Origin of the sequence: Formosa sp. Hel1_33_131 (assembly GCF_001735745.1) — a bacterium.
Taxonomy (GTDB): domain Bacteria; phylum Bacteroidota; class Bacteroidia; order Flavobacteriales; family Flavobacteriaceae; genus Hel1-33-131.
This window is the reverse complement of the sequence record NZ_CP017260.1, coordinates 2,075,792-2,089,133: the sequence shown is the minus strand read 5'-3', so window position 1 is coordinate 2,089,133 and position 13,342 is coordinate 2,075,792. Positions and strand designations below refer to the sequence as shown.

Here is a 13,342-nt window from a genome sequence, read left to right as displayed (position 1 = left end):
TAAAAAGTAAACACATGAACTTAAAACACCTAACCGTACTCTGTGCATTTGGCCTCTTGAGCTTCCATGCCTGCAAGAACGAACCGAAAAATCAGTTCTCAGAAGCTGAAAAAATTCCTGGAATCATCTTGGAAAACATGGACACCTCTGTGAATCCAAAAGACAACTTTTATGACTATGTCAATGGAAATTGGATGAAAACCAATACCATTCCGGATGACGAATCGCGATGGGGTGGTTTTGGAGTGCTTCGGAAATCAACACGTAAAGATGTGCTTGATATTATAAAAACCTCTAAAGAACTCGGTACTTATGAAGAAGGCTCCGATCAGAAGAAAGCCTTGTTAATGTTTGAATCAGAACTGGATTCTGTCGCCAGAACAACAACGGGCATCACTCCTATTGTTCCCCTTTTAGAGGCGATTAACAGCATTCAAAACATCGCAGACATGCAAACCGTCTATGCAAAAACAATCGGGGTTTCAGCCCCTTTTGCAGGCATTGGTGCTGAAGCAGACCTGAACGATAGCAGTATGAATACCGCTTGGGTATTTCCTGGAGGCTTAGGACTGCAACGCGACTACTATTTAGATCAAGATTCAAAAACAAAAGAAATTAGAGGCCAATATTTAGATCATGTTGCCCGTATGTTTCAATTTATAAATTATGATGAAGCCACTGCTCAAGCAGCAGCAGAACGCGTACTTGCTTTAGAAACACAACTGGCAGAACCTCGTTTGGACAAGGTACAAAGGCGTGACATTCGTAACTTTAACAATCCACGTTCTATAGAAGAGTTGAGTACCATCACTCCAGAAATCGATTGGAACAAGTTCATTAAGGACATGGGAGTTACGCAAGCTTTAGACACTGTTTTAGTGATGCAACCAACCTATATGAAAGCTTTAAACACCTTCCTTAGCACCACGCCTATTGAAGACGTTAAAACCTTAATGATTTGGAGCACTCTAGACAATGCAGCGGGCTATTTAAGTCCAGAGATTGAAACTGCCAATTGGGAATTTTACAGCAAAACATTGAGTGGATCCAAAGCACAACGCGCCGCAGAAGAACGTGCCCTCGGAACCGTTAACGGATCTGTAGGAGAAGCCATTGGAAAACTGTATGTGGAAGCTAAATTCCCACCAGAAGCCAAAGCAAAAGCTGAAAAAATGATTGCGAATGTCATCAAGGCATTTCAAAATAGAATACAAGTATTGGATTGGATGAGTGATGAAACCAAAGCCAAAGCCGTTGAAAAACTCGATAAATTCACCGTTAAAATCGCCTACCCAGACGAGTGGGAAGATTATTCTGAATTGCAAATCAAAGAAGGCAATAGCTACGCCGAAAATATGATGGCTGTTTCTCAATGGAGTGTGAATAAAAATATTTCTGAAATTGGGCAGCCCGTTGACAAATCGGAATGGGGCATGCCTCCACAAACAGTGAATGCCTATTTCAATCCTTTAAACAATGAAATTGTATTTCCAGCAGCTATTTTACAGCCTCCATTCTATAATTATACCGCTGATGAAGCCGTTAATTATGGTGGTATTGGAGCCGTAATTGGACATGAAATTTCACATGCGTTTGATGATTCTGGTGCGCGATTTGATGGCGATGGAAACGTGAACAACTGGTGGACAGACAAAGATTTAACCGAATTTGAAAAACGTGGCAATGCCTTGGCAGAACAGTACAGTGCCATTCAAGTAATGGACAGTGTGTATATCAATGGGAAATTTACTTTGGGTGAAAACATTGGAGATTTAGGAGGCGTACTTGGTGCCTATGACGGACTTCAACTCTTTTTTGATGCCAATGGACGACCAGAAGACATTGATGGATTTACAGCAGAACAACGCTTCTTTATGTCTTGGGCAACCGTTTGGAGAACCTTGACGCGTGAAGATGCTTTAAGACGACAAATAAAAACCGATCCCCATTCGCCAGGGATTCAGCGCGCAACGCAGCCGCTAAAAAATATTGATGCTTTTTATGAGGCTTTCGATATCAAAGAAGGTGATAAAATGTACCTACCCGAAGAACAACGCGTTCGGATTTGGTAATTTTTAATACCACAAAAAAAACAGGCTGTCTGAAAAGACTTTGTTTTGTCAATCTGAACTTGTTTCAGATTGACAAAACAAATTGATTTCCAATACTCTGAGATTCTGAAATAAATTCAGAATGACAGGTTTATTTACTTTTCAGACAGCCTCTTTTTTTATGCTTATTTTTTAAAAAAACTTACTCTGTTTTTGGAGCTTCTTTTTGTGCGCGTATCGCATCAATAGCTAAGTTTGCCATATTAAAATTAGGCGCTAATTGTAAGGCTTCATTTAAGATTAAAATAGAAGCATCGTGATTTGTTTCTGGATTCTCTCTAAATTTAGCGATCGCTTTTAAATACATAAACCCTGCCAAAACTGGTACTTGATACGGCGTTTGTGTTTCATAGTAAGGCTTCATCATATCGGTTGTAGCATTGGCTATTCCGTAGGTTATGTTTAAAGATGCCCCTGTAAGATCATCCGTTTGGATTTTCAAATCCGCTAATTCATAAGCAAGAGAAACAGTTCGTTTTTGCTTGTAAAGAACTTCATAGTGTTCAATGGCACGTTTGGGCTCGTTGAGAGATTTCAAACTAACGGCTTTCACTTCAGTTGCTAAATTGGTGTCTGATTCTAACAGTTCAACTCCAATTAGATTTAAAGCTTGTACATACTTCCCTTCGTTCATATAAAGCGCTGCTAACGTATCTTTACGTTTTACGTTGGGTTCTAATAAAACGAGGTGAGTCATCGCATTAATCACACCTTGGATATCGCCTTGTTGTTGCATCTGAGCATAAAAGGCCTTGTAATGAGCTACTAAGGTCGTCTGGTTTTGTGCCTGAATTTGCATTGAAAAACAAAGGGCTAGTAAGATTGTGTATTTTAATTGTTTCATTTTTATAAAATTTTGATTCAAAAGTAATCGATTTTTTGAAAGTAAGTTGATTTTTCATTCGCTTTTAAGCAAAAAAAAACACCACGAGGGTGGTGTTTTTCCAAAATTAACCAATTTAACTTTTTAGTAATAAGTAGATATTACGTTCACCAAATATATATAACCTTTACAGTTCTTACAACCGTCATGTACCGAACGGACGTTTAACGTAATAAACGGGCGTATTTAATGTATAAACGGAATGCGTGTTCGCTTTTAAGAAAAAAAAAACACCACGAATGTGGTGTTTTTCAAAATTAACCAATTTAACTTTTAATAATATAAAGATATTATACACTTCAAATATACATACCCTTTACAGTTCTTACAATCACTATGTAACGAACGGACAATTCATGTAATAAACGGACGTATTTAATGTATAAACGGAACGTGTGTTCGTTTTAAAACAAAAAAAACATCACGAATGTGATGTTTTTTCAAAATTAACCAATTTAACTTTTAAGTAAGATATTAAATTACATACGTCAAATATATACAGCCTTTAAACTCCTCGCAACGCTCATGTAACCAACGGTCAAATGACGTAACAAACGGGGGTTTTGGGGGGGTAAACGGAATAATGAATCGTTTTGAACTACACTATTCTCGTTTCACCAACGCATAATAATGGTTTTCTAAGGGCAAATAACCTTGGTCGTACACAAAATAGTAAACCGTCCCTGACTTTGTTGTATAAATACTGGTGAAATAATTAAAGTCAAACCCTGCTGAAATAAGTTTATCCCGTGTCGATTTTGTTTTTTGATGCGGATTCAGAGCTTCCAGAATACGCCAATTTTTTCGCAATCGGTTGTTGATATTTCGGATCAGGTTTTTCTGGTCTTTATTCACACGGTTGTTATAGCTATTGCGACAGCCATCACTACAAAATTTCTTGTCCGTTCGTCCAATAATTGGATCGTTACACTCTGGGCATTGCTTTTTCATGTATATCTATTTATTGTTTTTTAAAGGTCACATGGTGCATCCATTTTAAGCATTTTTATTGAGTATCAAGTTTTAGTGATGGATGGTTCATGTATATCTATTTATTGTTTTTCAAAGGTCACATGGTGCATCCATTTTAAGCATTTTTATTGAATATCAAATTTTAGTAATGGATGGTTCATGTATATCTATTTATTGTTTTTCAAAGGTCACATGGTGCATCCATTTTAAGCATTTTTATTGAGTATCAAGTTTTAGTGATGGATGGTTCATGTCAATTGATTTCTGGTTACAGACCCGAAATATACTAAAAATTTATTCAATTACAAACGACTACAAGTAATTACAAACGAAATTAAATAGGTAATTACCGACTAACATTTGGATAGCATCACATCTTTGCAGTGTCGAATCGTTCGATAGTAAAACTGTTATAACCTTAAAATTATTTTATCATGAACACACTCAGAAACAAAGTACAGTTAATTGGAAACTTGGGAAATGACCCAGAAATTATCACTTTAGACAGTGGAAAAAAATTAGCAAAATTTTCATTAGCAACAAACGAGTATTACAAAGATGCCGATGGACAAAAACAAACCAAAACAGATTGGCATAATCTCGTTGCATGGAACAAAACTGCTGAAATCATTGAAAACTACGTCACCAAAGGCAAAGAAATTGCGGTTGAAGGCAAATTAACTTCCAGAAGCTATGAAACCAAAGAAGGCGAAAAACGTTACATCACAGAAGTGGTGGTGAATGAAGTTCTAATGTTGGGAAACAAACAGTAAGAAAGTTTACTTCTGATAAGAAAAAGAGAGTTCCACTGGGACTCTCTTTTTAATTTTATAACACATAAGAACACAGTCAGAGTAACAAAACAACATATCATGACAATTAAAAAAGAATTATCTGATTTAGAGGCTAAAGTTACTATAGGGTGAAAATATTTAGTATTCTCTTTAAAGCACTTCATTAAACGATCCTTATACAAAAGAAAGTTTATTTTTTCTTTAACTGTTTTGTTGTAGCATCTATTTGTTTGATAAAATGTTCCTCTACCTTACTTAAAGCTTCTTTAGCCTTTTGTTTAAATTTTTCATACTCGCCATGTGCTTTATCAATGGCTTTTTTATGACTAACACTCCCTGCATTATCAAGCACCTTATTTCCTGTCATTTTTAAAAAATCATCAAGACGTACAATCCAATCGTGCATATACATAGGCTTGCGATTCAAAGCTTGTAACTCTGCGATTTCAAGATATGCAGTAACAATTCGATTTAAGACATCGAGTTCTTCATTATTAAGATAATTTTTTGCAATTTCCGTTTACTTTTAATTGGTTTTTCTCCTTTGTAATTGGTTAATCCTAGTTGCTTGGCATTGGCATTTACTCGTTTATAAATAATTTCGGATGCAGTATTGCCATGGACTGCCCAGTGCATTTTATTTTGAATGGTCTTAAAAAAAGTTTTTGACTCTTCTACTTGTGAATCGTAGTCAATACTGGTTGCATAGATATCTAATACCTTACGCCAAAATACTTTTTCAGATGAGCGAATATCTCTGATTCGTTCTAGCAACTCATCAAAATAATTACCTCCTCCTGCTTCTTTTAATAGGTCATCATTCATTGTAAAACCTTTGATGATATATTCTTTAAGTCGTGCGGTTGCCCATTTACGAAACTGTACTCCCCTGTGAGATTTTACACGATAGCCTACTGAAATAATCACATCAAGGTTGTATATATTGGTTGGTTTGGTAGAAAAATCGGAAATTCCGATTTTTCTCATTGAAGCTTCTTTTTCAAGTTCTCCTTCCTTAAAAATGTTTAAAATATGTTCATTAATGGTAGAACGTGATTTTTGAAATAATTCACTCAATTGTTCTATGGTGAGCCATACCGTTTCATTATCTAAACGTGTTTGTATTTTAGTTTGCCCATCTTCAGTTTGATAAATGATAATTTCTGATTGCATAAGTTTATTATTCTTAAGTTATTATCTTTCCATAAGATAAAGATAGTCTATGTTTTATTGTATCAAATATAGGATTTTGTGAGAAGTAAAGCCCTCGTATAAATAACAATTTTTGTAATCATAGAATACTCGAAAACAAAAAGTTTTTTTAGAATGAATTTATCAATTTCTACTTCGTCTCTAAAGTGCATTTGCTAACGAAATATAGATTTTTTATATTTACAACAACTAAGAACACAATCAGAGTAACAAAACAACATATCATGACAATTAAAAAAGAATTATCTGATTTAGAGGCTAAAGTTACTAAAGGGTTGAAGATTGCGCATACAAAAATGATTGAATTTAAGAAGTTTAAAAAAACGCCCATAGTAATTTCCCAGAATGGAAAAGTAATTGAAGTTACTCCCGAAGAAATGGCATTAGAAACTGAAAAATGAAATATCCTGTTTTTTAAGACGAATCGCGTACCGACAAAGTAGAACTGATCACCACTTGCTGAATCTCCTTAGATTTGGTTCTGATGGACTCCACAATCATGCGTGCTGCTGCATTCCCAATCGTATAACTGTGTTGATTGATCGTCGTTAATTCTGGCGTAAGGTTGTGTGCCATACGCTCGCTAACATAACCAATCACCGCCACATCCTTTGGAATTTGCTTTCCAGAAATTTTCACCGCTTTTAAGGCCGCCAAAGACGCATCGGTGTCCAATGCAATAATGGCATCAACAGGGTGGGCATTTAAATACTCCACCATCACGGCACCTGCCTGCTGTTCGTCCGACTCCAAAACAGTAGGCGTAAAACCAGCCGCTTTCATCGCTTTCAAATAGCCTTGTGTCCGTTGTTTTCCAACGTTCAACTTATGAATTGTAGAGAGTAACACAATGTTTTTTCGATCCGAACTAATCAGTTTTTGAGTGGCTTCGGACAAAGCTGTAAAATCATTGGTGGTCACTTTTCCGCAGTTTACAGAATCAATCACGCGGTCAAACATCACAACCGATTTGCCATTTTCCATCACATTCGTAAAATGATCGTAATTTTGTAAACTCTGTGTTTCTTCACAAACCGCCACTATAAAACCATCCACAACACCATTGGACAACATATTAAATGTTTCCACTTCCTTGGCATGGGATTCTTTGGTGAGACACACAATAATATTAAAATTAGTTTCCGAAATCAGACTTTCAATGCCATACAAAGCCCGTGCAAAAAAACTATTTTGAACACTCGGAATCACCACCGCAATGGTATTGGTTTTTCCAGATTTAAGACCCACTGCAATTTTATTTGGCTGATAGTTGTGCAACTTTGCCATCTCCACAATGCGTTTTTTGGTCACATCACTGATCTCATGGCTGTCATTCAACGCTTTGGAAATGGTTGAAATAGACACCCCTAAGATAGATGACAATTGTTTTAAGGTAATGTTTGATCCCGCCATAAAAGCATTTTAAATAATGAAGGCTAAGGTAGTATAACCAAAAGTAGCAACAAAATTTAAAACTATAGAAAAAAACTGATAAGTGGAAAGCGGAAAGTGAAAAATCTTGAACCCTGGTTCATTACTTTATTATTATTTAAAAGGTCAGACATGTAAGCCTTAATACGCATTCATCTTACGTCCTACGTCCCTTTTCGTCTTAAGTCATATTCCACTTTTAACTTTCCACTTACTACTTCCCATTTTTCACTTTTAACTTTTAACTTTTAACTTTGTGCTTACTACTTCCCATTTTTCACTTTTAACTTTTAACTTTTAACTTTGTGCTTACTACTTCCCATTTTTCACTTTTAACTTTTAACTTTGTGCTTACTACTTCCCATTTTTCACTTTTATCTTCATCACTTCCCATTATTAACTTTTCACTTTCCATTTTCCATTTACTAATTCCCATTTTTCACTTCTCCATTTACCACGCTTTAGCGTGGCGTTCACTTTTTTCAAAAGCAGGCAGTGCCGATTCTCCATTATAATCAAATATTTTGAATCGGCTTTCGAAACAGGGTCTAGTCAGTCTATTCCCGCTCCCGCGGTACAGAGGACTTGCCCCATAGTTCCTGCTTCATTATTTTTATCATTCATAAATTCATCTATTTGTGTAAATCCCGTAACAGCGCGTTTTAGAGTTGGTTGGGTTAAATGTTCCATCTGAAAATTCAGAGTGTCACCATACATGGAAGGAATTTTAACAAACACCTCAAATGCATGGCTTTCTCCGTCTCTAAACATCAAAACTTAATACTGTTTAAAATTTAACTATTATACTACATCAAAATAATTTCTAATTCTAGCACTCTTTTGGTCTATTTCTTAATATAACTTTTCTATAACCATGGAGTTAAAAGAAATAATTTATTTATATTTTGTTAATTTTTATGTTAATTTTCTTAAACAAAGAAAGCTATAAAACCAGACCCCTAAAAGCGTCATGTAACAAACGGCACATTGACGTAACCTAGGTACTGTTTCGTGTAAGGAACGGGAATTTGAGATAAAACCAAGACGAAGTAACACACTGCCGTCATTACGAGGACGAAGGACGAAGTAACACACTCCCGTCATTACGAGGAGGTACGACGAAGTAATCTGTTGAACACATACAACTACTTTTGAACAGATTGCCGCACTTCGTTCGCAATGACAATACACTCCCGTCATTACGAGGACGAAGGACGAAGTAACACACTGCCGTCATTACGAGGACGAAGGACGAAGTAATCTGTTGAACACATACAACTACTTTTGAACAGATTGCCGTACTTCGTTCGCAATGACAATACACTCCCGTCATTACGAGGACGCAGGACGAAGTAATCTGTTGAACACATACAACTCCTTATAAACAGATTGCCGCACTTCGTTCGCAATGACAATACACACCCGTCATTACGAGGAGGTACGACGAAGTAATCTGTTGAACACATACAACTCCTTATAAACAGATTGCCGCACTTCGTTCGCAATGACAATACACTCCCGTCATTACGAGGAGGTACGACGAAGTAATCTGTTGAACATCGAACTCCTTTTGAACAGATTGCCGCGCTGCGCTCGCAATGACAATACACAAAAGACGCAATGACAATACACGCGTTAATCAAAACAGAACACCCAACCCTCACTTAAATCCAACCAATCTGGATTCTCTAAATTTATCAATGCTTCTTTACGTTTTCGGTTTCCTGCTTTTAGTTGTTTCTCTCTACCGATTGCTTCTACAATACTATCAAAAGCCTCAACATAGACCAGTTGATCACAATTGTATCTGGAAGTAAAGCCCTTATATACTTTCGTTTTGTGTTGGTAGATTCGTTTTAATAAATAGCTTGTAACACCAATATAAATGACCGTATGATTCTTGTTTGTTAAAAAATATACATGTGATTTTTGCATTTTTATTGATTTTATAAATAGATTGCCGCACTTCGTTCGCAATGACAATACACACCCGTCATTACGAGGAGGTACGACGAAGTAATCTGTTGAACATCGAACTCCTAATAAACAGATTGCCGCACTTCGTTCGCAATGACAATACACTCCCGTCATTACGAGGATGCAGGACGAAGTAATCTGTTGAACACATACAACTCCTTATAAACAGATTGCCGCACTTCGTTCGCAATGACAATACACTCCCGTCATTACGAGGACGCAGGACGAAGTAATCTGTTGAACACTTACGAGTCCTTTTAATGAGCTTACCTACCGAAGGTAGGATTGCAGCGTTGGCTTGCCCCAAAAAGGCTTCCATATTAAATTTCCCAACAGTATTTTGGAATGGGCTGCGGGTAATAGGTGTAGGTCATAATGTTTGGTAAAGGTTTTTAAAAACATAACATTTTGAGGTTATAGGTTGCTGTAAAATAGACCGCTAAGGGCTGGGGTATAAAACACCCCCCCAGAAGGGGGTCCGTTTGGTATACTTATTTTTTTTATCCGTTCATTTCGAGTTTTTTCATGAAATTGCAATTGCAAAATTTATCAATATACAATATACTTTATTTCTAAAAATTACCTATTAAAACATCTTTAAAACTTAACATTCCATTGTTGTTTTGGTTAAAAATATATGGCACTGTTGCCTGAGACTCTCCTAAATAAGTCAGTTTAGCGTTACTTTCTGTTGCTGCTGTTGAGAGGGTTAACGTCACTAAATTACCACTAAGACTTATGCTTGTTACGGTTGAACTACTATTTTCTATTAAAAAGTCATCTTCCATACCACTTCCCATGGTATATGTATCAGATGCAGGTACCAGCTGAAATGTAATCGTTGTTTTACTCGCATCACCGAATTTCACATTGCTCACATTGGGAGAATAGATTCCAGCGCTTGATGTAGCGTCGTAATATTTAAAATCTAAAATATCATACAAACGATCTGCCAAAACCTCATATCCATTGGTGTTGTAATAATGACAATTATCGGAACCTTGTAAAGCCCCATTAGTAGAAATCGTTGTTAGGTTACTATACGTGTTTTGCAAACCTCTATGTGCTTCTGGTATCTGTGATGTAATTGAAACACCACATCCTTTATGCACCTGAAAAACATAATAGCTATCCGGGTTGTAATCTTCTTCCCAATCTTGGTACAAGGCATCAAATAAATTGGTATAGTAACTTAAACTTTGATAACCATCACTTTCACCTTGATACCAAACAATAGAAGTGACATCTGTGGGGTCATAACCCGCGTACTTATACCGAGTTAATAATTGACCATAATTGGTAGCAGTATTATCGGGATCACTATCGTTTCTTTGGAAGAACGATATAGGTCTTCCTCCTTCACCGCCATTTAAGACCAACACAGGGATGTTCTCATTCGTAACAATCTGTTCTGCAAACCAATACCCGATGCCACCAAGTGCAGCAGGGCGTATTACTGTAATGGTACTTGTAAAATTGTTAGGACTAGCAAAAGTTCTTATGTAGGGGTTGGTAAATGGAAAGGTTCCAACACTAGAACTATGAGTTACGATATTAGATTGCCCAGTTACTATATAGATGTCTCCTGAAGCGATGTTATCTGCTTGCTTTAGGATTTGACCTGTATTCGATTTTACAACAAATTTATAACTTGCCAGTTCTGCATTAATCGTTGGGCTAAAGCTAAATGTATAATTACCAAAATTATCTGTATTGCTAAGAACTTCTGTTGTTGTAGAAAGCAATGAATTGTTCCTGAACACTTCTAATGAAATACTGCTAATACTAGACGACGAAGCAATTCTCCCAGATATTGGCACTACAGATGAATTAAGAGCCTTGTCTCTTTTATAAATCTTATTATTTATTGGAAAAGCAGTAAATACAAAAACGGATGACAATTGATATGAACCAGAAAGACTCATAAAAGAAAAACCATTAAATATATAAATCGACTTCGGGGAACAATCTGTACAATATACCATTGACCCTTCTGTAGGAGTTAAGGCCTCTATTTGTACTTTTGTCACAAGTGGTAGAATCAGCGTTGTATTTACTTGTAGGTTGTCTATTTTTTTCACTTGTGCAAAACCAAAGACCGTCATTGCCATAAGGCAAAGTGTTAAAAATAAGTTCTTGTTTTTCATTATTTTAATTATTGTTTTTACTCGGTTTAAAATAACTCCTAATAAACAGATTGCCGCACTGCGCCTACCTACCGGTAGGTAAACCTACCTTCGGCAGGAAATCTCGCAATGACAGGTTCTATTTTCTTTTCACTCACAACTCATCACTCATCACTCATCACTCATCACTCATCACTCATCACTCATCACTCATCACTCATCACTTTAAAACTTAGTATCTATCCACGCATTGGCATGTCCTACCGAATTGGGATGCACCAAAATTTTGTTGTTTTCATCTAACAAAAAATAGGTGGGAGTCCCCGAAATACAATACGCTTTTGCAGCTTCTGTGTCCCAACCCTTAAAATCGCAAAACGTTTGCCAGGGCGCATTTTTATAGGCGGTTTCAAAAGCAGCTTTGTCTGTATCTATACTGATATAAATAATTTCCACATTTTTGGTTTTCCAAGCAGCATAGTGTTTTAGTAGTTCTAAAGCATCGGTTTTACAAGAAGGACACCAACTCGCACCAAACACTACTAATTTATTGGTTTTCAAATCGCTTAACTTTTGTTTATTTTCAAAAGTAATATCGGGTGCTGTAGCTCCCACTTTTAGCTTGCGATAGCGTTCTAATTTCAACACTAAATTGGCGTCTAAAACCCCATAGGAATTATTTAATAAATACAGCGATACATATTCTGAAGCTTTAAACAAACTACGTTTTTCAAAATAATTAAATAAATTATTAGATACTGTATTTAACAAACTATCATTTTCTTGTAAGTTGTCTATAAGGTATTTAGAACTTAAATTCATTTGCACATTAATACTATCTATGGATTGCCCCATATTTTCTAGTAAGAAATAGTGCCCTTCTATCAGCTCTTTAAACAAACCAGATGTTTTAAAATTTGGGTGCTTAAAATCGATACTTCTAAACTGTTGGATGTTTTGTGGTATGCGTTCTGTGTATTTGTTGTAGGTTTTTGGCATTTCATTTACCAGCGTACGCATAGGTATAAACCAACGCAAATAACTATCTGCATCTAATTGCTTTAAAAAATCGGTGTCTTTTTGCTCCAAGCGTGCAATTTCTGTAGTTATTCGGTTTGCCAACTGGGTTTGGTTTTGCAATTCTTTTTGGTCTTGGTAAAGTGGTTGCAAATACTTTAAAGCTACCCAAGCCGCTTCTCTAATACCACGTGCTTTGGCATAGTTTAAAAACAAGGTGTTGTTGTTACTATTGCGATACACCAAACTGTCTGACTCTGTTATATGAGTGCCTTTTAGTTGTATGCTTGGTTCTGTAAGCATCAGTACCAAACTATTATTATCTTGGGTATTTAGAACCCCCATTCCTTTATAGTCTTTTGGGTACTCAAGTACAAAATTTCCTGTACTATCCGCAACAGTTGTTGCCAATTCTAACCTTTCATCATAATTAAATCCTGTTAAGCGGATCTGTTGCCCTGCATGCGCTGTAAGGGTAGCGCTTATGGATTGCGATTGAACACTACCGCTTGTAGTTACCACCATTAGTAACAGCATCATTTGTTTCTTCATCATTTTCATTTTAATATCGTTTTAAATTCGTGTTCTTTTCTATTTTCTATGCTCTATGCTCTTTTTTCTTAATACTTAATACTTAGTACTCATTACTTTTTAGTCTTACGTCTTGTAACTCTTAACTCATAACTCATAACTCTTAACTTTTAACTCTTCACTTTTAACTCTTCACTTTTAACTCATAACTCTTAACTCTTCACTTTTCACTTTTCACTTTTAACTCTTAACTTTTAACTCATAACTCTTAACTCTTCACTTTTCACT

11 protein-coding genes and 1 pseudogene are annotated in these 13,342 nt (G+C 36.1%); 3 read left to right on the top strand and 9 right to left on the bottom strand.

The features are described 5' to 3' along the window. The first annotated feature begins 14 nt into the window (after positions 1–14). Positions 15–2,072, top strand: coding sequence for a M13 family metallopeptidase (locus tag FORMB_RS09615; protein ID WP_069677959.1), 2,058 nt, complete (start codon positions 15–17; stop codon positions 2,070–2,072). 181 nt (positions 2,073–2,253) lie between these two features. On the opposite strand, the gene FORMB_RS09610 is transcribed toward FORMB_RS09615, so the two are convergent. Further along, entirely contained in the window at positions 2,254–2,955 is a 702-nt protein-coding gene (locus tag FORMB_RS09610; RefSeq protein WP_069677244.1) for a hypothetical protein, read from the bottom strand. A 642-nt stretch (positions 2,956–3,597) separates the two neighbouring features. Further along, entirely contained in the window at positions 3,598–3,945 is a 348-nt protein-coding gene (locus tag FORMB_RS09605) for a hypothetical protein (protein ID WP_069677243.1), read from the bottom strand. Positions 3,946–4,400: 455 nt separating this feature from the next. On the opposite strand from FORMB_RS09605, the gene FORMB_RS09600 reads away from it, so the two are divergent. Next, positions 4,401–4,739 carry a single-stranded DNA-binding protein gene (locus tag FORMB_RS09600; RefSeq protein ID WP_069677242.1) on the top strand — a complete coding sequence of 113 codons (339 nt, stop codon included), beginning with the start codon at positions 4,401–4,403 and terminating at the stop codon, positions 4,737–4,739. A 211-nt stretch (positions 4,740–4,950) separates the two neighbouring features. On the opposite strand, the pseudogene FORMB_RS09595 reads toward FORMB_RS09600, so the two are convergent. After that, a pseudogene (locus FORMB_RS09595) lies at positions 4,951–5,747 on the bottom strand (virulence RhuM family protein). Between the two features lie 449 nt (positions 5,748–6,196). On the opposite strand from FORMB_RS09595, the gene FORMB_RS13160 reads away from it, so the two are divergent. Further along, complete coding sequence (locus FORMB_RS13160) at positions 6,197–6,373, top strand: hypothetical protein (protein ID WP_197493461.1); 177 nt, start codon at positions 6,197–6,199, stop codon at positions 6,371–6,373. A 13-nt stretch (positions 6,374–6,386) separates the two neighbouring features. On the opposite strand, the gene FORMB_RS09585 is transcribed toward FORMB_RS13160, so the two are convergent. The 6 genes from FORMB_RS09585 to FORMB_RS09565 form a co-directional block, all read right to left on the bottom strand. Further along, positions 6,387–7,385 (bottom strand): LacI family DNA-binding transcriptional regulator, encoded by a 999-nt coding sequence (locus tag FORMB_RS09585; RefSeq protein WP_069677240.1) that lies wholly within the window; start codon positions 7,383–7,385, stop codon positions 6,387–6,389. Positions 7,386–7,686: 301 nt separating this feature from the next. Continuing rightward, on the bottom strand, positions 7,687–7,839 hold the full coding sequence (locus tag FORMB_RS13030) for a hypothetical protein (RefSeq protein WP_157498134.1): 153 nt from the start codon (positions 7,837–7,839) through the stop codon (positions 7,687–7,689). Positions 7,840–7,955: 116 nt separating this feature from the next. Further along, on the bottom strand, positions 7,956–8,174 hold the full coding sequence (locus FORMB_RS09580) for a hypothetical protein (RefSeq protein ID WP_069677239.1): 219 nt from the start codon (positions 8,172–8,174) through the stop codon (positions 7,956–7,958). A gap of 864 nt (positions 8,175–9,038) precedes the next feature. Next, positions 9,039–9,338, bottom strand: a complete 300-nt coding sequence (locus tag FORMB_RS09575; RefSeq protein WP_069677238.1) for a GIY-YIG nuclease family protein — start codon at positions 9,336–9,338, stop codon at positions 9,039–9,041. Positions 9,339–9,952: 614 nt separating this feature from the next. Continuing rightward, the gene (locus tag FORMB_RS09570; RefSeq protein WP_083243949.1) at positions 9,953–11,527 is read right to left on the bottom strand and encodes a sialate O-acetylesterase; all 1,575 of its coding nucleotides are present in this window, start codon (positions 11,525–11,527) and stop codon (positions 9,953–9,955) included. Positions 11,528–11,731: 204 nt separating this feature from the next. Beyond that, positions 11,732–13,084 (bottom strand): peroxiredoxin family protein, encoded by a 1,353-nt coding sequence (locus tag FORMB_RS09565; RefSeq protein WP_083243948.1) that lies wholly within the window; start codon positions 13,082–13,084, stop codon positions 11,732–11,734. Positions 13,085–13,342 lie beyond the last annotated feature (258 nt).

Bases quoted from the DNA above. Each gene is read 5' to 3' on its own strand.
- FORMB_RS09575 (WP_069677238.1), bottom strand. From the start codon at position 9,338: ATGCAAAAATCACATGTATATTTTTTAACAAACAAGAATCATACGGTC.
- FORMB_RS09585 (WP_069677240.1), bottom strand. From the start codon at position 7,385: ATGGCGGGATCAAACATTACCTTAAAACAATTGTCATCTATCTTAGGG.
- FORMB_RS09610 (WP_069677244.1), bottom strand. From the start codon at position 2,955: ATGAAACAATTAAAATACACAATCTTACTAGCCCTTTGTTTTTCAATG.
- FORMB_RS09615 (WP_069677959.1), top strand. From the start codon at position 15: ATGAACTTAAAACACCTAACCGTACTCTGTGCATTTGGCCTCTTGAGC.
- FORMB_RS09605 (WP_069677243.1), bottom strand. From the start codon at position 3,945: ATGAAAAAGCAATGCCCAGAGTGTAACGATCCAATTATTGGACGAACG.
- FORMB_RS09565 (WP_083243948.1), bottom strand. From the start codon at position 13,084: ATGAAAATGATGAAGAAACAAATGATGCTGTTACTAATGGTGGTAACT.
- FORMB_RS09580 (WP_069677239.1), bottom strand. From the start codon at position 8,174: ATGTTTAGAGACGGAGAAAGCCATGCATTTGAGGTGTTTGTTAAAATT.
- FORMB_RS09570 (WP_083243949.1), bottom strand. From the start codon at position 11,527: ATGAAAAACAAGAACTTATTTTTAACACTTTGCCTTATGGCAATGACG.
- FORMB_RS13160 (WP_197493461.1), top strand. From the start codon at position 6,197: ATGACAATTAAAAAAGAATTATCTGATTTAGAGGCTAAAGTTACTAAA.
- FORMB_RS09600 (WP_069677242.1), top strand. From the start codon at position 4,401: ATGAACACACTCAGAAACAAAGTACAGTTAATTGGAAACTTGGGAAAT.
- FORMB_RS13030 (WP_157498134.1), bottom strand. From the start codon at position 7,839: ATGGGAATTAGTAAATGGAAAATGGAAAGTGAAAAGTTAATAATGGGA.